This is a genomic window from Sphingoaurantiacus capsulatus (assembly GCF_042648405.1).
Lineage (GTDB): Bacteria > Pseudomonadota > Alphaproteobacteria > Sphingomonadales > Sphingomonadaceae > Sphingoaurantiacus > Sphingoaurantiacus capsulatus.
Genome location: NZ_JBHRXV010000008.1, coordinates 74,316 through 95,659 on the forward strand (window position 1 = coordinate 74,316; position 21,344 = coordinate 95,659).

The 21,344-nt window shown below is 66.9% G+C and carries 13 protein-coding genes; 7 read left to right on the forward strand and 6 right to left on the reverse strand.

What is annotated here, in order from left to right; all coding sequences use genetic code 11:
- Positions 1–372, reverse strand: a complete 372-nt coding sequence (locus ACFOMD_RS09780) for a hypothetical protein (protein ID WP_380860564.1) — start codon at positions 370–372, stop codon at positions 1–3.
- A 262-nt stretch (positions 373–634) separates the two neighbouring features.
- On the opposite strand from ACFOMD_RS09780, the gene ACFOMD_RS09785 reads away from it, so the two are divergent.
- Positions 635–6,367: a HAMP domain-containing protein gene (locus tag ACFOMD_RS09785; protein ID WP_380860567.1), complete on the forward strand. Its 5,733-nt coding sequence runs from the start codon at positions 635–637 to the stop codon at positions 6,365–6,367.
- A 10-nt stretch (positions 6,368–6,377) separates the two neighbouring features.
- Positions 6,378–8,429, forward strand: a complete 2,052-nt coding sequence (locus ACFOMD_RS09790; RefSeq protein WP_380860570.1) for a response regulator — start codon at positions 6,378–6,380, stop codon at positions 8,427–8,429.
- Positions 8,430–8,596: 167 nt separating this feature from the next.
- Here ACFOMD_RS09790 and ACFOMD_RS09795 read toward each other — a convergent pair whose 3' ends face one another.
- Positions 8,597–9,886 (reverse strand): spinster family MFS transporter, encoded by a 1,290-nt coding sequence (locus tag ACFOMD_RS09795; protein ID WP_380860573.1) that lies wholly within the window; start codon positions 9,884–9,886, stop codon positions 8,597–8,599.
- A gap of 302 nt (positions 9,887–10,188) precedes the next feature.
- On the opposite strand from ACFOMD_RS09795, the gene ACFOMD_RS09800 reads away from it, so the two are divergent.
- Positions 10,189–10,920: a lytic transglycosylase domain-containing protein gene (locus ACFOMD_RS09800; protein WP_380860576.1), complete on the forward strand. Its 732-nt coding sequence runs from the start codon at positions 10,189–10,191 to the stop codon at positions 10,918–10,920.
- Between the two features lie 83 nt (positions 10,921–11,003).
- Here the strand turns inward: ACFOMD_RS09800 and ACFOMD_RS09805 are convergent, their stop codons facing one another.
- The gene (locus tag ACFOMD_RS09805; protein ID WP_380860579.1) at positions 11,004–11,624 is read right to left on the reverse strand and encodes a fasciclin domain-containing protein; all 621 of its coding nucleotides are present in this window, start codon (positions 11,622–11,624) and stop codon (positions 11,004–11,006) included.
- Between the two features lie 150 nt (positions 11,625–11,774).
- On the opposite strand from ACFOMD_RS09805, the gene ACFOMD_RS09810 reads away from it, so the two are divergent.
- Positions 11,775–12,503, forward strand: coding sequence for a ParA family protein (locus ACFOMD_RS09810; RefSeq protein ID WP_380860582.1), 729 nt, complete (start codon positions 11,775–11,777; stop codon positions 12,501–12,503).
- Between the two features lie 3 nt (positions 12,504–12,506).
- Here the strand turns inward: ACFOMD_RS09810 and ACFOMD_RS09815 are convergent, their stop codons facing one another.
- Entirely contained in the window at positions 12,507–12,881 is a 375-nt protein-coding gene (locus tag ACFOMD_RS09815) for a hypothetical protein (RefSeq protein WP_380860585.1), read from the reverse strand.
- 329 nt (positions 12,882–13,210) lie between these two features.
- Here ACFOMD_RS09815 and phoB point away from each other — a divergent pair, with 329 nt between their 5' ends.
- Together phoB and ACFOMD_RS09825 are read left to right on the forward strand one after the other, a co-directional pair.
- Positions 13,211–13,918: a phosphate regulon transcriptional regulator PhoB gene (gene phoB, locus ACFOMD_RS09820; protein ID WP_380860588.1), complete on the forward strand. Its 708-nt coding sequence runs from the start codon at positions 13,211–13,213 to the stop codon at positions 13,916–13,918.
- 24 nt (positions 13,919–13,942) lie between these two features.
- On the forward strand, positions 13,943–14,539 hold the full coding sequence (locus ACFOMD_RS09825; protein ID WP_380860591.1) for a prolyl hydroxylase family protein: 597 nt from the start codon (positions 13,943–13,945) through the stop codon (positions 14,537–14,539).
- 378 nt (positions 14,540–14,917) lie between these two features.
- On the opposite strand, the gene ACFOMD_RS09830 is transcribed toward ACFOMD_RS09825, so the two are convergent.
- The gene (locus ACFOMD_RS09830) at positions 14,918–17,668 is read right to left on the reverse strand and encodes a TonB-dependent receptor domain-containing protein (protein ID WP_380860593.1); all 2,751 of its coding nucleotides are present in this window, start codon (positions 17,666–17,668) and stop codon (positions 14,918–14,920) included.
- 85 nt (positions 17,669–17,753) lie between these two features.
- Positions 17,754–19,355, reverse strand: coding sequence for a hypothetical protein (locus ACFOMD_RS09835; protein WP_380860596.1), 1,602 nt, complete (start codon positions 19,353–19,355; stop codon positions 17,754–17,756).
- Positions 19,356–19,616: 261 nt separating this feature from the next.
- On the opposite strand from ACFOMD_RS09835, the gene ACFOMD_RS09840 reads away from it, so the two are divergent.
- Positions 19,617–21,290 carry a GGDEF domain-containing protein gene (locus ACFOMD_RS09840; protein WP_380860599.1) on the forward strand — a complete coding sequence of 558 codons (1,674 nt, stop codon included), beginning with the start codon at positions 19,617–19,619 and terminating at the stop codon, positions 21,288–21,290.
- Positions 21,291–21,344 lie beyond the last annotated feature (54 nt).

Consider the following 21,344-nt stretch of genomic DNA (forward strand, 5'->3'; position numbering starts at 1 on the left):
TCAGTCCTTCCGCAGGTTGAAGGCGTCGGAAAAGGCCTGCAGCCCGGTATTGCCGGCGAACACGATGATCCGCCGCACCGCATCGGGCCGCTTGGCATATTGGTGGATCGCCTCGTCGGCGAGGCGCGCGATCTCGGGCGACGCCGGCGCATAGCGCACGCGCCCACCTTCTTCCGTCGCGATCAGCCCCCCGGCCACCAGCGCCCCCACTCCCTGAACGACCACATGATCGCTGGCGCGGAGGCGTTCGACAAGCTCCGATCCGCTCCACGCATGATCGGGCTCGCTCTTCAGGAGCAGCAGCAGCTCGAGCGACCATACCGAGGGGAAAGCCCCCCGGATGAACTCGGCCAGTTGGTTGCTGATCGCCATCCCGACCGCTTCCTAGGCCGCGCGCCGAAAGGCTGACAACCCCTTCGAAAAAGCTTTTGCCGGTTTGGAACCGGAGGCCGTGGGCAGCGTTTCGGAGGAGGGAAGAAGCGTCTTTTAGCGGGGGAGCTTGCGACCGGAGTGAGTTGATCGCGTCATTCGCGCGACCCTTCGGCCGTTATCTTCACCCCTTCACGCTTCAGGCAAGGCAGTAGTTTGGACGTGTCCGCCCGGCAGGCGGCGCGGTCCCTCGGGAGAGACGTTCGTGAACATCGAAGCGCGGCGCGACAACCTCGATCGTCGTCAACTGCTCAACGCTCTCAAGGCTCTTCGACGCGGCGACTTCTCGGTTCGCCTTTCCGACGACTTCCCCGGCATCGACGGCGAGATCGCCTCGACCCTCAACGAGATCATCGACCTCAACGACCAGATGACGAAGGAGTTCGAGCGCCTGTCGACCGTGGTCGGCAAGGAAGGCAAGATCGGCCAGCGCGGCCGCGTGCAGGGCGCCACCGGCGGCTGGGAAACCGCCGTGCGGTCGGTCAACGAACTGATCGAGGACATGGTGCAGCCGACCGCCGAGGTGGCGCGCGTCATCGGCGCGGTCGCCAAGGGCGACCTGTCGCAGACGATGACCGTCGAGATCGACGGCCGGCCGCTGCGCGGCGAATTCCTGCGCATCGGCAAGGTCGTCAATAACATGATCGACCAGCTCGGCAGCTTCGCCGCCGAGGTGACGCGCGTGGCGCGCGAGGTCGGTACCGAGGGCAAGCTCGGCGGTCAGGCGCGCGTGGAAGGCGTCGCCGGTACCTGGAAGGACCTCACCGACAACGTCAACGCGATGGCCAACAACCTGACGTCGCAGGTGCGCAACATCGCCGAGGTGACCACCGCCGTGGCCAGCGGCGACTTGTCCAAGAAGATCACCGTCGAGGTGAAGGGCGAAATCCTCGAGCTGAAGAACACCATGAACACCATGGTGGATCAGCTGAACAGCTTCGCCTCGGAAGTGACGCGCGTGGCGCGCGAGGTCGGCACCGAGGGCAAGCTCGGCGGGCAGGCCCGCGTGGAAGGCGTCGCCGGGACGTGGAAGGATCTCACCGACAACGTCAACCTGATGGCCGATAACCTGACCGGTCAGGTGCGTAACATCGCCGAGGTGACCACCGCCGTGGCGCTCGGCGATCTCTCGAAGAAGATCACCGTCGACGTGAAGGGCGAAATTCTCGAGCTAAAGAACACCATCAACACGATGGTGGACCAGCTCAACTCCTTCGCCAGTGAAGTGACGCGCGTGGCCCGCGAAGTGGGCACCGAAGGCAAGCTCGGCGGTCAGGCGCAGGTGCGCGGCGTCGCCGGCACGTGGAAGGATTTGACCGATAACGTTAACTTGATGGGTGAAAATCTCACCAATCAGGTTCGCAACATCGCAGAGGTGACCACCGCCGTGGCGCTCGGCGATCTCTCCAAGAAGATCACCGTCGACGTGAAGGGTGAAATCCTTGAGCTGAAGAACACCATCAATACCATGGTGGATCAGCTCAACGCCTTCGCCAGCGAAGTGACGCGCGTGGCTCGCGAGGTCGGCACCGAGGGCAAGCTTGGCGGACAGGCGCAGGTGGTCGGCGTCGGCGGTACGTGGAAGGATCTCACCGACAACGTCAACCTGATGGCCGGCAATCTGACCGGCCAGGTGCGCAACATCGCAGAGGTCGCCACCGCCATCGCGCGCGGCGACTTGTCGAAGAAGATCACCGTCGACGTGAAGGGCGAGATTCTCGAGCTGAAAAACACCATGAACACAATGGTCGATCAGCTGAACAGCTTCGCCTCGGAAGTGACGCGCGTGGCCCGCGAGGTCGGTACCGAGGGCAAGCTCGGCGGTCAGGCGCAGGTGCCGGGCGTCGGCGGTACGTGGAAGGATCTGACCGACAACGTCAACGCGATGGCCGGCAACCTGACCGTGCAGCTGCGCGACGTGTCGAAGGTGGCGACCGCCATCGCCACGGGCGACCTGACGCAGAAGATCACCGTCGACGCGCTCGGCGAGATTCTGCAGATCAAGGACGTCATCAACACGATGGTGGACCAGCTCAACTCGTTCGCCTCGGAGGTGACGCGCGTCGCCCGCGAAGTGGGTACGGAGGGCAAGCTCGGCGGTCAGGCACAGGTGATCGGCGTCGCCGGCACCTGGAAGGACTTGACCGACAACGTGAACGCCATGGCGGCGAACCTCACGGGTCAGGTGCGCAATATCGCCGAGGTGACCACCGCGGTGGCGCTCGGCGACTTGTCCAAGAAGATCACCGTCGACGTGAAGGGCGAAATCCTCGAGTTGAAGAACACCGTCAACACGATGGTGGACCAGCTCAATTCCTTCGCCTCGGAAGTGACGCGCGTGGCCCGCGAGGTCGGCACCGAGGGCAAGCTCGGCGGCCAGGCGCAGGTGCGCGGTGTGGCCGGCACGTGGAAGGATCTCACAGATAACGTCAATCTGATGGGCGACAATCTGACCGGTCAGGTGCGCAACATCGCCGAGGTGACCACCGCCGTGGCGCGCGGGGATCTGTCGAAGAAAATCACTGTCGACGTGAAGGGTGAAATCCTCGAGCTGAAAAACACCATCAACACCATGGTGGACCAGCTCAACAGCTTCGCTTCGGAAGTGACGCGCGTGGCGCGCGAGGTGGGCACCGAGGGCAAGCTCGGCGGTCAGGCCGACGTGCGCGGCGTCGCCGGCACGTGGAAGGATCTCACCGACAACGTCAATCTGATGGCGACCAACCTCACCAACCAGGTGCGCGGCATCGCCGACGTCGTGACCGCGGTGGCGCAGGGCAACCTCAAGCGCAAGCTGGCGGTGGACGCCAAGGGCGAGATCGCGGCGCTCGCCGACACCATCAACGGCATGATCGAGACCTTGGCGACCTTCGCCGATCAGGTGACCGACATGGCCCGCGAGGTCGGCATCGAGGGCAAGCTCGGCGGACAGGCGCGCGTGCCGGGCGCCGCCGGCCTGTGGCGCGACCTTACCGACAACGTGAACGCCATGGCCGCCAACCTCACCTCGCAGGTGCGCTCGATCGCCGACGTGGCGACCGCCGTGACCAAGGGCGACCTCACCCGCTCGATCGCCGTCGAGGCGTCGGGCGAGATGATGGCGCTCAAAGACAACATCAACGAGATGATCCGCAACCTGAAGGACCAGACGCTCAAGAACACCGAGCAGGATTGGCTGAAGACCAACCTCGCCCGCTTCTCGCGCATGCTGCAGGGCGAGCGCGATCTGTCGACGGTGTCGAACCTCATCATGTCCGAGCTCGCGCCGCTGGTGAACGCGCAATACGGCGTGTTCTACGTGACCAAGCGCGACGGCGACGACACGGTGCTGGAGCTGGTCGCCAGCTACGGCGCGGAGAACCGCGAGGCGCTCAAACCCCGCTTCGACCTGCGCGAAGGTCTCGTCGGCCAGTGCGCCGCCGACAAGCGCGGCATGCTGATGAACGAGGTGCCGGCGGACTTCCTGCGCATCGGCTCGGGCCTCGGCCACGGCTCGGCGGCGAACGTCATCATCCTCCCCGCGCTGTTCGAGGACGATGTGAAGGCGGTGATCGAGCTCGCCTCGTTCAGCGAGTTCAACGAGACCCACCAGTCCTTCCTCGACCAGTTGATGGAATCGGTCGGCATCGTGCTCAACACCATCGCCGCGACGATGCGCACCGAGGGCCTGCTGTCGCAGTCGCAGCTGCTCACCGCCGAGCTTCAGGCGCGGCAGACCGAGCTTACCCGCAAGCAGGAAGAGCTGCACGCGACCAACGAGGAACTGCAGGAGAAAGCGCAGCTGCTCGAGAACGAGAAGAAACAGGTCGAGGCGAAGAATATCGAGATCGACATGGCGCGACGCGCCATCGAGGAGAAGGCGGAGCAGCTGGCGCTTACCTCGAAATACAAGTCCGAGTTCCTAGCGAACATGTCGCACGAGCTGCGCACGCCGCTCAATTCGCTGCTCATCCTGTCGAAACTGCTGGCGGACAACCCGCAGGGCAACCTCAACGACAAGCAGGTCGATTTCGCCCGAACCATCAACTCGGCGGGCACCGATCTTCTCAGCCTGATCAACGACATCCTTGACCTGTCGAAGATCGAGTCCGGCACCGTGTCGATCGACGTCGGCGAGATGCCGCTGTCGAACCTCAAGCAGCATATGGAACGCACCTTCCGCCAGATCGCGGCGGACAAGAATCTCGCGTTCACCATCAAGTTCGACGACAAGCTGCCGAGCTCGATCCGCACCGACGAGAAGCGGCTGCAGCAGGTCGTGCTCAACCTGCTGTCGAACGCCTTCAAGTTCACCGCCGATGGCGGCGTCACGCTGGGTCTGAGCGTCGCCAAGGCCGGCTGGTCGACCAATCATCCGGTGCTGAAGTCGGCGCGACAGGCGATGGCGATCTCGGTCACCGACACCGGCATCGGCATTCCCGACGACAAGCAGAAGCTGATCTTCGAGGCGTTCCAGCAGGCCGACGGCACCACCAGCCGCAAATATGGCGGTACGGGTCTGGGTCTCTCGATCAGCCGCGAGATCGCGCGCCTCTTGGGCGGCGAGTTGCAGGTGCAGTCGACGCCGGGCGAAGGCTCGACCTTCACGCTCTACGTGCCGCTCGACGCCGTCCCGGCGATCGATACCGCCGCCAAGGGTACCCCGGCGCGCTACGTCAACAGCGGCGCCGACATGGGTCCGCAGATGCTCAGCAGCTCGATCGAGATCACCGACGATCGCGAGGGGCTGCGCCCCGGCGACAAGACGGTGCTGATCGTCGAGGACGACGTGACCTTCGCGTCGATCCTGCTCGATCTCGCACGAGAGGCGGGGCTGAAGGGCGTCGTCTCGACGGCCGGCGCCGGCACCTTGGCGCTCGCGCGCAAGCTTCAGCCCGACGCGATCACGCTCGACCTCGGCCTCTCCGACATCGACGGCTGGGTGCTGCTCGATCTCCTCAAGCATGACCCCGAGACGCGGCATCTGCCGATCCACGTCATCTCGGGCGCCAGCGAGATCGCCGGCGTTGTCGGCATGGGCGCGTTCGGCACCACGACGAAGCCCGCCGACCGCGACGCGCTGGTCGGCGTGTTCGGGCGGCTGGCGGCACATATCGGCCGCACCGACCGGCGCGTGCTGGTGATCGACGGGTCGGAGACGCAGCGCGCAGCACTTGCCGCCGCCATCGCCGACGACAACACGGCGGTCGAGGTCGCGGCGAGCGTCGCCAAGGCGGCGGACGCGCATGACCTCGCCGGCTTCGACGGTATCGTGCTGAGCCTCGGGCATACCGCCAAGACCAACGCCAAGACCGTCGCGGCGCTGGAGGCCATCGCCGGCATCAACGGCGTGCCGATCGTCGTCTATGGCGACGAGCCGCAGGCGGTCGACGAAGGCGCGCACCGCCTCGCTGCCAGCCGCACCGTCTGCCTCGCCTATGATTCAGAGCAATTGTCGGCGCAGTTGAAGACCGTGCTGCGGCGGACGAAGGGCAAGCCGGTCGGCGTCGAATCCACCCGGTTGCGCGGCGCGGCCGAGCTGGCGGGCGCGAAGGTGCTGATCGTCGACGACGACATCCGCAACATCTACTCGCTGACCAGCGTGCTGGAGAGCTTCGGGATGGAGGTCGTCCACGCCGAGCGTGGCCGCGAGGGCATCGCCATCCTTGATGACTCACCCGACATCGACGTTGCGCTGATCGACATCATGATGCCCGACATGGACGGCTATGAGACGATGCGCGAGATCAGGACGCGGGCGTCGATGCGCGACCTGCCGCTGATCTCGGTCACGGCGAAGGCGATGAAGGGCGACCGGCAGAAGTGCCTCGACGCCGGCGCTAGCGATTACATCGCCAAGCCGGTCGATATCGAACTGCTGCTCGCCCTCCTCCGCGTGTGGATCGGCCGCGCGCGCGAGCGCACCGAGAAGCCGGCCCTGGCCCTCGTAAGCGGATGAGCGACGGCGAATGGCGTCTCCCAAGCTCAAGCTGCAAGCGGCGGTGATGGCGGTAAAGCCAGCCGAGGCGGGCGATGCGGCAGCCGTGCGGGCGCGCGTGCTCGTCGTCGATGACGACGAGCGCAACCTGCTGGCGCTCACCACCGTGCTCGAGGATGTCGCCGACGTGGTCACCGCCTCGTCGGGCGAGGAGGCGCTTCGCCACCTGCTCAAGGATGATTTCGCGGTCATCCTGCTCGACGTCTACATGCCCGGCATCGATGGTTACGAGACGGCGCAGATCATCCGGCAGCGCGAGCAGTCGAAGCGCATCCCGATCATCTTCGTGTCGGCGGTCAACAAGGAGGACGACCACCTCCTGCGCGGCTATGCGATGGGCGCGGTCGACTATGTGTTCAAGCCGGTCGAGCCGATGATCCTGAAGTCGAAGGTCGCGGTGTTCGTCGACCTGTTCGAAAAGACCCGCGAGATCCAGCGCAAGGCCGAGCGCGAGCAGCGGCTGCTCGACGAGAACCTCCGCGTGAACACCGAAAAGCTGCTCGCCGAGCAGGCGCTACGCCGCGCCGAGGAGCAGCAGGCGGCGATCATCCGCTCGCTCCCGCTCGCCCTCTATGTCCGCGACGCGACCGACGCATCGGTGCCGCCGCAGCTGGTCGGCGGCGACTTCGCGGCGCTGACCGGGGTCGACCGGGCGATGACGCCGGGGGAGTGGATCGAGCGCATCCACCCTGACGATCGAGACCGTGTGCTGGCCAGCCACAGCGCGCACGCCGCGGGCGGTCTCGTCGCCACCGAGTATCGCTGGCGCGGCGACGAGCACGGGTATCGCCACTTCCTCGATCAGTCGATCATCGTCCGCGATGAGGACGGCACGGCGAAGGAGATCGTCGGCACCTTGCTCGACGTGACCGAGCGCAAGCAGCTCGAGGGCCAGTTGCTGCAGGCCCAGAAGATGGACGCGATCGGCAAGCTGACCGGCGGCATCGCGCACGACTTCAACAATCTGCTCGCCGCGGTGCTCGGCGGGCTCGGCCTCATTGAGCGGCGCTGCCAGCTGCCCGACGAGGGCAAGCGCATCCTCGACATGACGCGCCACGCCGCCGACCAGGGCGCCGAGCTGGTGCGCCGCTTGCTCGCCTTCTCGCGGCGGCAGCAGCTCCAGCCGCGCGTCGTGCGCCTGCCCGCCCTGCCCGACACGATGAACGATCTGCTGGCGCATACGCTCGGCGGGCTGGTGCGCGTCGACTGGCGCATCGGCGAGCCGCTGTGGCCGGCGTTCGTCGACCCCAACCAGCTCGAACTCGCGCTGATGAACCTCGTCATCAACGCGCGCGACGCGATGCCCGAGGGCGGCGCAATCGTGGTCGCGGCGGAGAACCGCGGAATCGACTTCGGCGGCGAGCTCGGCCTGTCGCCCGGCGAGTATGTGGTGATCTCGGTACTCGATACCGGCACCGGCATCGCCCCCGACATCCTCGATCGGGTGACCGAGCCCTTCTTCACCACGAAGGATGTCGGCAAGGGCACCGGCCTCGGCCTGTCGATGGTCTATGGCTTCGCCCAGCAGTCAGGGGGCACGCTGCGCATCGACAGCGTCGTTGGCCAGGGCACGCGCATCGAAATCTGGCTGCCGCGCGCCGCTGCGGATGCTGCCGAGCCCGCCGCGCCGGTGGAGGCGCCGCTGCCGGCGCCCGCCTCGGCCCGCGCGCTGCGTGTGCTCCTCGTCGATGATAATCCCGATGTGCGGGCGGTGACCGGCGAGGTGCTGGCGGACGGCGGCCATGACGTCACCAGCGCCGGCGGCGGCGCCGAGGCGCTTGCCATCCTCGAACGCGACCCCGATGCCTTCGACGTGGTGGTGACCGACTATGCGATGCCGCTGGTGTCGGGGCTGGAAGTGATCCGGCTGGCGCGCAATCTGCGCCCGACGATGCCGGCGCTGCTGATTACCGGTTACGCCGACCTTGAGATGCTGTCGAACCGGCCCGCCGATATCCGCGTGCTGCCGAAGCCGTTCGATCCCGATGCGCTGATCCGCGCCGTCGGCGACTGTGGCAACTGAAACGAAAAGCCGGAGACGCGGTCGTCTGCGCCTCCGGCTTCCTCGTCGGCACCGTCCTTGGGTCGCGATCGGCCGGCCCCGACGAACGCTGTTCTGGGGGAACCGCGTTGCCCGACCAGCGATAGCCGACCACGTTTCCAGCCAAATCACCCGAACGGGTGACGCAGCTACCCCTTTTTCATCTCGGCATTGAGATGCCGGCTAGCCAGCCAGAAGAAGATCGACGGGATGATGCCGAGGAAGGCGGCGCCGTAGAGCACCCAGCGGACGCTGTCCTCCCCCGCCATCGGACGGAACGCGTCGGACAGCATGCCGAAGAACAGCGGCCCGAGGCCCAGCCCGATCAAATTCTGGGCGAACACGATCAGCGAGGCCGCCACCGCCCGCGAACGCGGGCTGACGAGGCTCTGCGCGCAGGCGTAGGCCGGACCGTAGTAGAGCGAGTTCGCAATGGTCGGGAAGAACAGGATAACCAGCGCCACCCGCCAGTCGTCAACCGAATAGGCCCAGTAGAGTAGCGGCGCGGCGATCACCATGCTGACGATGGGCCCGGTCAGGTAGTGGCGGGGCTGCCGTGCGCCGTAGCGGTCGGCGAGCCAGCCGCCGAGCCAGGTGCCGAGAACGCCGGCGATGCCGTAGCCGACGCCGAGGTAGAGGCCGACCTCGCCGGGCGTCAGGCCGTGGGTGCGGATGAAGAAGATCGTTGTCCACACGCCCTTTCCGTAGCCGAGGAAGGCGACAGTGCCGGCAGCGATGGTGAGCGGCACGAAGGCGCGGGAGGCGCGAATCTCCGTCCATGCCTCCTTGAAGCTCGCGCGCGGTGCGACGGGGGCGCCGGGGACCGCGGCGAAGCGGCGGCGGGGTTCCTTCATCGTGAACCAGACGAGTACCGCCATCAGGAGGCCAGGGGCGCCCGCCATCAGGAAAGCGGTGCGCCAGCCATAGGCGTCGGCAAGCTGGCCGCCGAGCGCCATGCCAAGCAGGCCGCCCAAGGGAATGCCGAGGCCGAAGAAGGCGATCGACGAGGCGCGCTTTTCGGGGGGTACCGTATCGGCGATCAGCGAGTGCGAGGCCGGGGTGCAGCCCGCCTCCCCCACCCCGACGCCGATGCGTGCCAGCAGCAGCTGAACGAAATTGCCGGCAAGGCCGCACAGCACGGTCATCCCCGACCACAGGGCCAGCGACACCGAGATGATGCCGACGCGGTTCGATTGCGGTGCGTCGGCATAGCGGGCGATGGGGATGCCCAGCACCGCGTAGAACAGCGCGAACGCCAAACCCGTCATCAGGCCGACCTGCGTGTCGGAGAGGCCGAGATCGCGCTTGATCGGCTCGGCGAGGATGTTGACGATCTGGCGATCGAGGAAGTTGAGGATATAGACCGCGAGCAATATCCACAGCGTGTAGCGGACGTACCTGCGGTCGAACGACGGGGGCGTCGAAGAATCTGAACTCATGCCCGCATGCTAGGGCAACGCGGGGCGTCTGCCACTATTCAATCGAATCGGTTGCAGCCTTCCATGTGAATATGACAGCGCGCCGTTCGTTGCGTTGATTTTTGCAACTCATCGCGCGGTCGTCTCCATTTACCTTTGGTTACGGACGCAAAGGTTGCTCGCCGCGGCCGATCCCCATAGCTCCACGGTCAAGTCGCTGGCCGCAAGTCCTGAGGGGGAGTTTTCGGGGCGCGACTTTTGGGTTGTGGCAATTGCGGGGTTTTCCGTTGCTAAAAGTTTTTGCGTTCGCTTCGGCGACGCCCTTGCGGGCTGTTGCCAAGACGCTGACGGCCGGCGCCGTCGCCGCGCTTTGCGCCGGGTCGGCTTCGGCCGGGATGCTCGAGATGAGCACGCTGGCGCTCCCTGACAATGCGGGAAAGCCGCTCGGCACCTGGGATGGTGCCGGCCAGCTGACGCAGGCGGCCGAGCGCCGGGCGATGCTCGCCGAGGTCGCGGCCTCCGGCCCGGTCATCGACGCCCCGGCGATCAGCCCTGCCCAGCGCAGCGCCGCGTCGTTTGCCGCGGAATCGATCAAGCTCCACGAGCTGGAAGCCAGCGACGACGATCTGCGCGGCGTGCCCGGCCCGATGCTCGCCAGCGTCAAGGCGGCGGCGAAGAAGTACAACCTCAGCCCGCTGCTGATCGACGCTGTCGCGCGGCAGGAATCGGGCTATCGCGCCAACGCCCGCTCGCGCGCCGGTGCGCTCGGCATCATGCAGCTGATGCCCGGCACCGCGCGGATGATGGGTGTGCGCAACGCGCTCGACCCGCATGCCAATATCGACGGCGGCGCCCGCTATCTGCGCTTCCTCGTCGATCGCTTCGGCGGCGACCTGTCGATGGCGCTCGCCGCCTATAACGCCGGGCCAGCCCGCGTCGAGCGCGCCGGCGGCGTGCCGCGCATCGCCGAGACCCGCAATTATGTCGCGAAGATCGTCGGCCGCCTGACCGCGATCGTCGCCGGCCGCGCGCCGCTGCTCGGCGCTTCGCAATAATAAAGAAAAGGGCACCGGCCACGACCGATGCCCTTCGAGGTTGAAGGCCCCTCCCGGTTCGCGCCGGGAGGGGCTTTGTTGTTTTAGTTGGTCGTCGGCGTCGAAGTCGGCGCCGGCGTCGCAGCCGCGGTCGCCTCCGGCGCCATCAGCACCTTGTCGATGATGTGCACCGCGCCGTTGGTCGCGGCGATGTCCGCCTTGGTCACCGTGGCGTCGTTGACCTTGACGGTGGCACCGGTGCCGTCGACGACCAGCTTGGCCGGCGTGGCGCTCGGCACGTCACCCTTGGTGCCCTTGAAGGCGCTCGACGGCGCCGCACCCGGGATGATGTGGTACATCAGCACCTGCTGAAGCTTCACCGCATTCTCCGGCTTCTCCAGGTCGGCGAGCGTTTCGGCCGGCAGCGCCGAGAAGGCGGCGTTGGTCGGCGCCAGCACGGTCAGCGGCCCCTGGCCGGCGAGCGTCGCTTCGAGATTGGCCTGCTTTGCCAGCTTGGCGAAGGTCGACAGGTTCGGATCCGCCTGAACCACGGCGATCAACGTACCCGAGGCAGCCGGCGTCGTAGCGCTGGCGGTCGTGGCGGCTTCAGTCGCCGGTGCGGTGGCGGCGGGCGCATCCGCAGGTGCCGCAGCGTTCTGCGCAACGACCGGAAGCGAAAGCGAAAAAGCGACAGCGGCGCACACGGCGCCGATCGGCTTCAACATGATATTCTCCTCGAAATTAGCCCCACCTAACCAACACGAAGCAGCATAAGCGCGTTCCACCGCAAGGGTCGGCTCATCCCGGTCGAGGCTCAACCCATCCCGCTTATGCTGTCATTGAAGCGTAACGCGGTGGCACCATGTTCCGCGACGATGAAGGCGATTGCGATCTACAGCGGCAAGGGTGGCGTGGGGAAAAGCACGCTCGCCGTGCACCTCGCGCACATGGCGGCGACGCGATCGGCGCGGCGCACCCTGTTGTGGGATCTCGATGCCCAGGGCGCCTCGACCTTCGCGCTGCGGCTGACGCCGAAGCCGGGCCTCAGCGCCCGCGGCCTCTTCGCGCGCGAGAAGGAGATCGCCGGCCAGGCGCTCGGCACCGACATCGATAATCTCGACGTCATCCCGGCCGATGCCTCGCTGCGCAAGCTCGACACGCAATTAGCCGAGCAGGACAAGAAGAACCGACTGAAGAAGCTGCTGAAGGAACTGGAGGGCAGCTACGACCGGGTGGTGCTCGACTGCCCGCCGAGCCAGGCCGATCTTTCCGACCAGATTTTCCGCGCGGTGGACCTGCTGGTGGTGCCGCTGCTGCCCTCGCCGTTGTCGCTGCGTGTCTATGACATGGTCGTCGAGCAGGTCGCGGGAAAGCATGGCGGCAAGGTGCCGATCCTGCCCGTCTTCTCGATGGTCGATCGACGCAAGAGCCTGCACCGCGATACGGTGGCGTCGCGCCCCGACTGGCCGACCATTCCCTATGCGAGCGAGATCGAGCGCATGGCCGTCCACGGCCAGCCCGTCACGGCACGAACGCCGGGCAGCGTGGCTGCCGCGGCGTTCGGTAAGCTGTGGACGCGCGTGGAGCGCGCCCTCAACGATTGACGATCAGCGGGCGGCGACGCCGACCGGGGTCGCGAGCGCGCGCTGCGCCAGCTGATGCGCCGACGCCGGCTCGCCCTTGGCGGTTTCCAGGGTCATGTCGCGCTCGTCGAGAACCGCCTGATAGAGCTTGCGGGCTTCCAGTTCGCGGCCGGTCTTGCGATAGATATGCGCGAGGTTGAGCAGGCGGGCCGGATCATTCTCCGCCGCCGACGACGAGGCGAGCTGCGCCTCGGCGCGCTTCCAGTCGGCGTCCATGATCGCGCCATAAGCGAGCGCACCCGGCGCATAGCCGGATTCGGGCATCGCCGCGGTAGTGGTCTGCGCAGCGCAGGCCGAAAGCGCGATGAGTGCGAGCGGAGCAAGAACCGTGAGACGCATGATGCCAACCCTCCCAGGCAAAACTTTCAAGTTATCGTGGGGAAATGTTACGTCTCGATGACGATCGATGAGAAGGATAAAAATCAACTCTATATCAATAACTTAGCAAAACTTAATATTGTTACAGAGAATTGTTACAGCGTCATATTTTACAGAATCGCCAGATCGGGGGGCATTTTCGAACTTTGATCAGGCTCGCGACCGCCCGAATCCGTCCCGCGAACCGGCTGAATCGCCGTCGAAAAGCCGCGACTGTCACAAATCTGGAATACCAGTGTCACATCGCCGAAAGGGCGCGTCGCTAATCGCGGGGAAACAAGGAGCCCGCCATGCGTCCGAAAGTCCTGCTCGTCGAAGACGATCCCAATCTCGTCGAGCTCGTGCGCTACAATCTGGAGGCCGCCGGCTTCGAGATCATCACCACGCCCGACGGTGAGGAAGCGCTGGTGCTGGCCACCGAGGACAAGCCCGACATCGTCATCCTCGACTGGATGATCGAGAATCTGTCGGGCATCGAGGTCTGCCGCCGGCTCCGCCGTGCGCCGCCGACCGCCAACCTGCCGATCCTGATGCTCACCGCCCGCGCCGAAGAAGCCGACCGGGTGCGCGGCCTCGAGACCGGCGCCGACGATTATCTGACGAAGCCGTTCAGCCCGCGCGAGCTGGTGGCGCGCGTCCGCGCCGTGTTGCGGCGCCTGCGCCCTGCCCTGTCGGGCGGGACGCTCGACTATGCCGGCATCAGCATGGATACCGCCGCGCACAAGGTGACGCGCGACGGCCAGTCGATCCCGCTGGGGCCGACCGAATTCCGCCTGCTCCGCCACTTCCTCGAGCACCCGGGGCGCGTCTTCTCGCGCGAGCAGCTGCTCGACGCGGTGTGGGGCCGCGACGTCTATGTCGAGCAGCGCACCGTCGACGTGCATATCCGGCGGCTGCGGAAAGCGATCAACGTCGACGACACGCTGCCCGACGTGGTGCGCACGGTTCGCTCGGCGGGCTATGCGCTCGACGCCGGCGCGGAGCATCTCGCGGCCTGATCACGCGCGCGCTATAGGGTCGCCATGGCATTCGAAGGCGCGCAGCGCGTACCCAACAAGAAGCTTGACCTGTTCATCAAGCGCAACTTCCTCTCGCCCGAGGAGTGCGCGGAGGTGATGGCGCGGATCGACGCCAAGCGGCGACCGTCCGACCTCGTCGATCATGACGGCGACCCCTATTTCCGCACCAGCGAGACCTGCGACCTGTGGGCGGACGACCCGCTGATCAGCCAGCTCGACCTCCGCATCGCCGCCTATGCCGGCCAGACGGAGCAGCATGGCGAACTGATGCAGGGCCAGCGCTATGCAGTCGGCCAGGAGTTCAAGGCGCACACTGATTATTTCGAGCCGGATGGGCCCGGCTACCAAGAGCATTGCGCCCGTTCGGGCCAGCGCACCTGGACGGTGATGATCTACCTGAACAACGTCGACGAAGGCGGCGCGACGCGCTTCAAGCACATCGATAAGATCGTGCAGCCCGAACAGGGCAAGCTGCTCGCCTGGAACAACCAGGACGCCTTCGGCCGGCCCAACCCGAACACGCTCCACCACGGGATGAAGGTGCGCAAGGGCACCAAATACATCATCACCAAATGGTACCGCGAACGCCCCTGGGGGTGATGGCGGGCGTGAGGGCCCAGGAGCGCGGCCCCTCGCCTCTCTAGATCGTCATCCCGGCGAAGGCCGGGATCCAGCCGACCGTCGCGTGGATCCCGGCCTTCGCCGGGATGACGGATCGAATGTGTTTGGCCAAAATGNTCGGCGGCGTGGATCCCGGCCTTCGCCGGGATGACGGATCGAATGTGTTTGGCCAAAATGCAAAAAAAAANACCGTTGCATGGATCCCGGCCTTCGCCGGGATGACGGATCGAATGTGTTTGGCCAAAATGCAAAAAAAAAGCGCTGCCCCGACCGTTCGTCGGAACGGCGCTTTTCTGTTCGTGCGGGAAGCGGCGGCGGGCGTGGGAGGGGATCCGCCCGCCGCGCTTCCCTGTCGGATCAGAACTTCAGGCTGGCGCTCAGCGAGAAGGTCCGGCCCAGGTCGTAGGTGTTGATGTCGATCACCTGGCCGCCGTCGAACTCCTGCACCTCGCGCGACTTCTCGCCGGTGAGGTTGCGGGCTTCGAACTTCAGCTCGACTTCCTTGCCGACAAGCTGGACACCCTGGCGCAGCACGAAGTCGAGGCGGACGCCCGGCTTCTCGATGAGGTCGGGCAGGCGCTGGCCGAAGGACACCGGGCCGCGGTTGGTGACGCGGTCGCTGCCGTAGGTGAACAGCAGCATCGCCTGCGACAGCTTCTCGGTATTCTCGAGGCCGACCTGCAGGTTGACCAAGTGATCCGACTGGCCGGTCAGCGCCGCGCCGTCGCGGAACAGCAGGTTGGCCGGGATCGGCGTCGGGGTCAGCGTCGCGCCGACGATCGGGCTCACCGCGCTCTCGTCGCCCACCTTCAGCTCGGACTTCGAGTAGGTGTAGTTGGCGATGAGCACGACGCGACGCGTCGACCAGAAGTCGCCGCCCCAGCCGTCGAGCGGGATGAACTTCTGAAGCTCGAACTCGGCGCCGTAGAGCGTCGCTTCCGGCGCGTTCGAGAAGCCGGTCTGCAAGGTGCCGTCGGGCTGGAAGAAGGCGACCGCCTCGATGGGGTTATCGATCTTCTTCCAGAAACCGGCGACCGTCAGGCGCTCGTCACGGCCGAGGAAGTTCTCGTAGCGCGCCTCGGCGTTGTAGAGCTGGCTGTCCTCGAGGAACGGGTTACCGATGAACTCGCGATCCGAGCTGAAATCCTGGTACAGCTGCGGTGCCAGCTCGCGGAACTGCGGGCGGGCGAGCGTCTTCGACCCGTGCAGGCGGAACTGCTGATCCTCGGCGAAATTCCAGGTCACGGTCAGCGCCGGCAGCCAATAATCATTGGCCAGCGTGCGCGTGAAGGCGCCGGCGGTCACGAACTGCGACGCGTCTTCGTAGCGAACGCCGCCCGACACGCGGAAGCCGTCGGCCAGCTCGGCCTCCAGCATCGCGTAACCGGCCTTGACCTCGAGACCCGCGTCATAGGCCGACGCCGCCTGCGACGCCGACTGGTTGTCGAGCGTCAGGCCATAGGTCTGCACGTTGAAGTCGGAGATGAGATAGTCGGGCCGCTGCTGCGCCACCGCATCGTTCACGTTGCCGCCCGAGGGGCCCCGATAACGGAAGAAGTAGCGGCTCGATGTACGGTCGGTGTCGCTGTACGCACCGCCGACGCTGAGGCTGATCGGCCGCGCGCTGTCGAACTTGTAGGTCAGGTCGGCGCCGCCGGCCCAGATCCGCTCGTCGAGTTCGCTGAACGCGATCGTCGCGGATTCGGTGTCCGAACCGGTCAGGCGGTTCTGATAGTCGCCGATGGTCGCGTTGTAGACATAGCCGAAATAGCGCTCGTACGGGCTGTCGCGGCGGGTCTTGGCGTAGGTGCCGCGCAGGTCGACGTTGACGTTCTCGAACTTCAGCTCGGCGACGCCCTGCAGATCGTACAGCTCACGCTCGAAGAAGGAGGTGTTCTGCTCGATCTGCGGATTGGGATCGCCGGCGGCGGGCACCGGGAAGTTGCGCGCGTCATAGCCCGAGGCGAGACGGCCCTGCTTCACCGTGTCGTGGATGTAGACGTTGGTGAGGCGGAACTTGTGCTCCTCGACCTCGAGGCCGAGGCCGAGCAGGCCGTTCACCAGCACGCGGTTGTCGGTGAGGACGGTGCGGAACTCTTCCTCGAGCGCGCCCGTCGGATCGGTGGTCGACTGCTGCAGCGAGTCACGCGTCTGCCACGACGAGTTATAGCCGGCGCCGGCGACGAGACCGATCGTATAGTCGCCCTTGTCGAAGCTCGTGCCGCCGTTGAGTTCGGCCGAGAAGTTCGCGGGCAGATTGTCGTTGCGCTGGAGCAGCGTGGTCTCGGCGTTGGAGAGGCCGATGATGACCGCCGGGTCGGTGACGTCGGTGCCGTTGACGCCGGCTTCGCGGATCGCCGAGGTCAGCTTGCGCGTGCCGTCGTCATAGCCGAGCCAGTCGCGGTCGCCGCCCTTGTACGTGTAGCCGAGCTGCCCGGTGGTCTCGGTGTCCAGGCCGACCGACAGGCCGATGCCGAGGAACGGATCGCGCGGGGTCGCGACGGTGGTGAGGTTGATCACGCCGCCGCCGAACTCGCCCGGATAGTTGGGCGAATAGCTCTTCTGCACGAGCGCCGAGGCGACGATCGAGGTCGGGAAGATGTCGAGCGGCACGACGCGACGCAGCGGCTCGGGGCTGGGCAGCGGCGAGCCGTTCAAGAGCGACAGCGAGTAGCGGTCGCCGAGGCCGCGGACGTACACGAAGCCGCCGCTGACCACGCTGAGGCCCGGCACGCGCTGCAGGGCGCCGGCGATGTCGCCTTCGCCGGTGCGCGCGATATCCTCGGGCGACAGCACCGAGATCACCGCCGGGGTGGCGCGGATGCTGTTCGGAATATAGCGGCCGCGGACGACGATTTCCTCGCCGTCACTGCCGCCGACGGTCGAGATATCGACGTCATCCTGCGCGGCATCGGCCTCGGCAGCGGCCGGAGCCGGAGCGGCCGGTGCAGCTTCGGTGGCCGCCGCGTTGGGGTCGGCCTGCGGCGCCGGAGCGGCCTCAGGCGTGGCCTGCGCGGGCGCGGCAGGTGCCGACCCTTGCGCCCAGACCGGGCTGGCGAGGATCGTTGAAACGAGGAGGGCGCTCCCCAGTGCGAGCGGCTTCTTCATGGCGAGGTCCAGTACCTATGGGGTCAACCGAAAGACGGGGCGGCCTCGCCGTGAAGCGCGCCGCCCCGTCCGTTCATCCGTCCGATCAGTTCGGGAGCGAGGTGCAGGACGAGCCGCTGCCGAAAGCCGCGAAGCCCGAGTCACAGGTCCAGAAGCGGTACCAGATGTCGTTCGCGTCGCGGACGGCGCCGATGTAGCTGGTCTGCACCAGGAAGCCGCTGCCGGTGAAGTTCATCGTCGAGGCGTTGAACGGCGTGACCGCCGCCGCCGGACCCGCGGTGATGAAGGTGCCGGTCAGGCCGGCCGCCGTGCCGTCGAGCACGTTGCCGCTGCTCGGCGCGCCGGTCAGCACCGCCGTGATCTGCGCCGCGGTGACGTTGCCGTCGTCGATGATCGCCGCGGTGCTGCCCGTTGGGGCGCCGGTGGCGAGAGTGCAGGCGAAGTAGTTGGCGTTGAACACCGGCGCGCCGTTGTCCTGCAGCGCGGCATCGGCGGCCCGCACGGTCTGCGCGGCATCGATGTTGAGGCAGGAGTTGGCGGTGTGGGCGACGACGCCGTTCACCAGGCGGCCATCGGTGCCGCCGCGCAGGTGGATCGCCGCCGAGTTGGCGACCGTCGTCGAGGTCAGGCGCTGAACCAGCGTGTAGTTGGCGACGCGGAAGTCGGTACGCGGCAGCGCGTCTTCCGAACCGTTCGAGTCGATCTCGAAGCCGCGCGGATCGCTCGAGCCGTTGCCGGTACGCTGGATGGCGAGCACGAACTGGAAGGCGCCCTGGTGGCCGACATCGGTGTCGAGCGCGTCGTCGTCGGTGCCGGTCATCACCAGGTAGCGCATCGAGTTGCGGCCACCGAACACTTCGATGCCGTCATCGGCGCTGTTGTGGATCTGGACGTGGCTGATCGTGGTGCCCGAACCGGCGCCCGCGGTGGTCAGGCCCTGCAGCTCGTTGTTCGGCGAGATGGCGACGCCCGAGTAGCGGATCTGCACATATTGCATGCGACCCGAGCTGTCGGCGGGCAGCTCGCCGCCGTAGAGCGCGTTGCCGGTGCCTTCGACGGTGGCTTCGCAGCCCGCCGAACCGCCCGGAACGGTCGCGTTACAGTTCGAGATCGGCGCGCGGCCGGCAAGGATGATGCCGCCCCACAGGCCCTGGCTGGTGTCGGTGACGCCGCCCGGGGTCAGGTTCTCACGCGCGGTGAAGATGATCGGGCGGGCCTCGGTGCCGACCGCCTGCAGCTGCGAGCCGCGGTTGACGACGAGGAAGTCATTGTCGGCGTCGCCGCCGTTGGCAAAGATCAGCGTGCCCGGCTCGATGGTGAGCACCGCGGCGCGGCCCGAGGCGCGCGGCGCGGTGGCGCCACCGACGTCGATACCCACATCGACGCGGCCGTTGATCTGGTAGGCGGTGCCGGCGCGGGCCGGGATCGTCAGATCGGCGTTGATCGAGTTCGGGATGCGGCAAACGCGATAGTTGCCGACGACGCCCGCGTCCGAGAAGCCGGTCGCGCACGACGTTGCCGGAGTACCCGGGGTCGGAGTCGGGGTCGGCGAAGGGCTCGGCGAGGGGCTCGGGGCGGGAGCCGGAACAAGCGTGCCTTCGCCCGGCGAAGCGACATCGTCGGCGCCGCAAGCGGCCAGAACCAACGCCGCCGAGCTGATCATCAGAATGTTACGGAAGTGCCGCATCGCGAAGCCCCTTTGAGGTTTAGTGTCCTGAAGGCGCGGGGAACGGCATTCCTGAGTCGGCCGCATTTCCCCCGCGCCGCTCGGGCAGGGCTTTAGGAGCGATTCGTGATGCTCTTGTTACAGGCCCGTCATCTTGGCCGGGGAAGCGCCCAAAATATGGTTCACGGCGTGATAACCTTTTGGAAAGGGTCGCCGCCGTAACCTCCGTGAAACAGCCGAAAAAGGCGGAGTCGTGTGAGGCGGCTCCGTTAGGGGAATGGATTGACGGCAGCTTTCGCCTTGGGCGGACGGTGGTGCATTCGCGCCACGTTCGCACTGCTGCTCGCGCTCGTCGCGAGTGCGCCGGCCCGTGCCGATAGCGGCGGGCTGGTCGAGGCGCCCTGCTTCACCGTTTCCGACCGCGATGCGCCCGCCGCCGGTCCCTGCACCCTCAACCCGACCAGCTATCAGCAGCGCTGGCTCTGGACATCGGTGGCCCCGCTCGACGGGCGCGAATGGCGGGTGACGGTGCGCCAGTCGCGCTTCGACGCGCTGGTCGTCCGCTTCCACTATGCCGACGGCGCGATCGACCGGCAGTCGGTGGTCACCGGCGATTTCGGCGACCGCTGGCGGATCGGCGGCAAGATCGCCTTCGACCCACCGCTGCGCCACGCCGCCATCACCCGCGTCGAGATCGGCTTCAAGGGCCTCGCTTCGCACAACCTCGTGCGCGCGCGGCTGATCCCTAATGCCGTCGCCGATCGCGCTGCCTCCTTCGCGACGCTCGCCACCGGCGCGGCGCTGGCCCTGCTCGGCTTTGCCGCCGCCTATAATCTCGGCGTCGGCTTGGGCTCACGGAAGCGCGCGGCGCTCTGGCACTCGGCCTGGGCAGCCTGCGTGTTTGGCTGGGGGTTGTTGTGGACGCAGACCGCGCTGCTCATTGCGCCGGGGCTCGCCGGCTCACCGTCGGTCGAGGTGAGCATCTTCCTCGCCACCTGCGCCATCGCCTGCGCCGGGCAGTTCTTCGTCACCTCGACCGAGCGCGCCATGGTGCCGCCGCTCCTGGACCGCCTGCTGTCGGCCTTCTGCGGTCTTGTCGGGGTAGCCGGCGCGCTCGCCGCGGTCGGCCCGCGTGAGCTGATGTGGATGGCCGAGCAGTCGATCAGCCTGGCCGTACCCGCCGCCGCGCTGACCCTGCTGATCGCCGTCATCGTCGCCATCCGCCGCGGCAGCCGCATGGCGCGCGACTTCGGCCTGTCCTGGGCAATCCCGATCGCCGCCGTCCTGTGGACGCACATCAGCGACATCGGCCTGACCGCCGATGACGATAGCGGGCAGTTGCTGGTGCTGTCGCTCTGCGCGCTGCAGACGGTCGGCCTGTCGCTGATCGTCAGCCATCGCCTCGCCTCGGTGCGCCGCGAACGCCGCGAGGCGCGCGAGCGCGAGGCGGAGCTGCGCACGCTCGCCGATACCGATCCGCTGACCGGGCTGCTCAACCGCCGCGGCTTCGTTGCGGGCGTGGAAGCGGCGCTCGCCGCCGGGCGGCCGGTCGGGCTGATCCTGATGGACCTCGACTATTTCAAATCGATCAACGACCGCTTCGGCCATGACGCCGGCGACCGCGCGCTCTCCGCCGTCGCGGGCGCATTCGAGACGCACAGCCGCGAGGCCACCATCGGGCGTCTCGGCGGCGAGGAATTCGGCATTGCGGTGACGGGCGTGCCCCTCCCCGCGCTCGGCCGCCTCGCCGAGCGGCTGCGCCGCGCGATCGCCTCGATCGACCTGCCCGAAGGGCCGGGCCTGATCACCGCCAGCTTCGGCGTGGCGATGGGGCCGTCGAGCTTCGAGCCGCTGTACCGCGACGCCGACCGCGCGCTCTATCGCGCCAAGGCGCAGGGCCGAGACCGGGTGGCGATTGCGGACAACGCCGAAGCGGCTGCGGCGCTGACCGCCTAGAGCGGGATGATTTTCCTCTGAATCGAATTTGGATTCCCTCAGTGGGCTTGTTGT

Coding starts and splice junctions, on each gene's coding strand:
- ACFOMD_RS09780 (WP_380860564.1), bottom strand. CDS start 372: ATGGCGATCAGCAACCAACTGGCCGAGTTCATCCGGGGGGCTTTCCCC.
- ACFOMD_RS09790 (WP_380860570.1), top strand. CDS start 6,378: ATGGCGTCTCCCAAGCTCAAGCTGCAAGCGGCGGTGATGGCGGTAAAG.
- ACFOMD_RS09795 (WP_380860573.1), bottom strand. CDS start 9,886: ATGAGTTCAGATTCTTCGACGCCCCCGTCGTTCGACCGCAGGTACGTC.
- ACFOMD_RS09805 (WP_380860579.1), bottom strand. CDS start 11,624: ATGTTGAAGCCGATCGGCGCCGTGTGCGCCGCTGTCGCTTTTTCGCTT.
- ACFOMD_RS09810 (WP_380860582.1), top strand. CDS start 11,775: ATGAAGGCGATTGCGATCTACAGCGGCAAGGGTGGCGTGGGGAAAAGC.
- ACFOMD_RS09815 (WP_380860585.1), bottom strand. CDS start 12,881: ATGCGTCTCACGGTTCTTGCTCCGCTCGCACTCATCGCGCTTTCGGCC.
- phoB (WP_380860588.1), top strand. CDS start 13,211: ATGCGTCCGAAAGTCCTGCTCGTCGAAGACGATCCCAATCTCGTCGAG.
- ACFOMD_RS09825 (WP_380860591.1), top strand. CDS start 13,943: ATGGCATTCGAAGGCGCGCAGCGCGTACCCAACAAGAAGCTTGACCTG.
- ACFOMD_RS09830 (WP_380860593.1), bottom strand. CDS start 17,668: ATGAAGAAGCCGCTCGCACTGGGGAGCGCCCTCCTCGTTTCAACGATC.
- ACFOMD_RS09835 (WP_380860596.1), bottom strand. CDS start 19,355: ATGCGGCACTTCCGTAACATTCTGATGATCAGCTCGGCGGCGTTGGTT.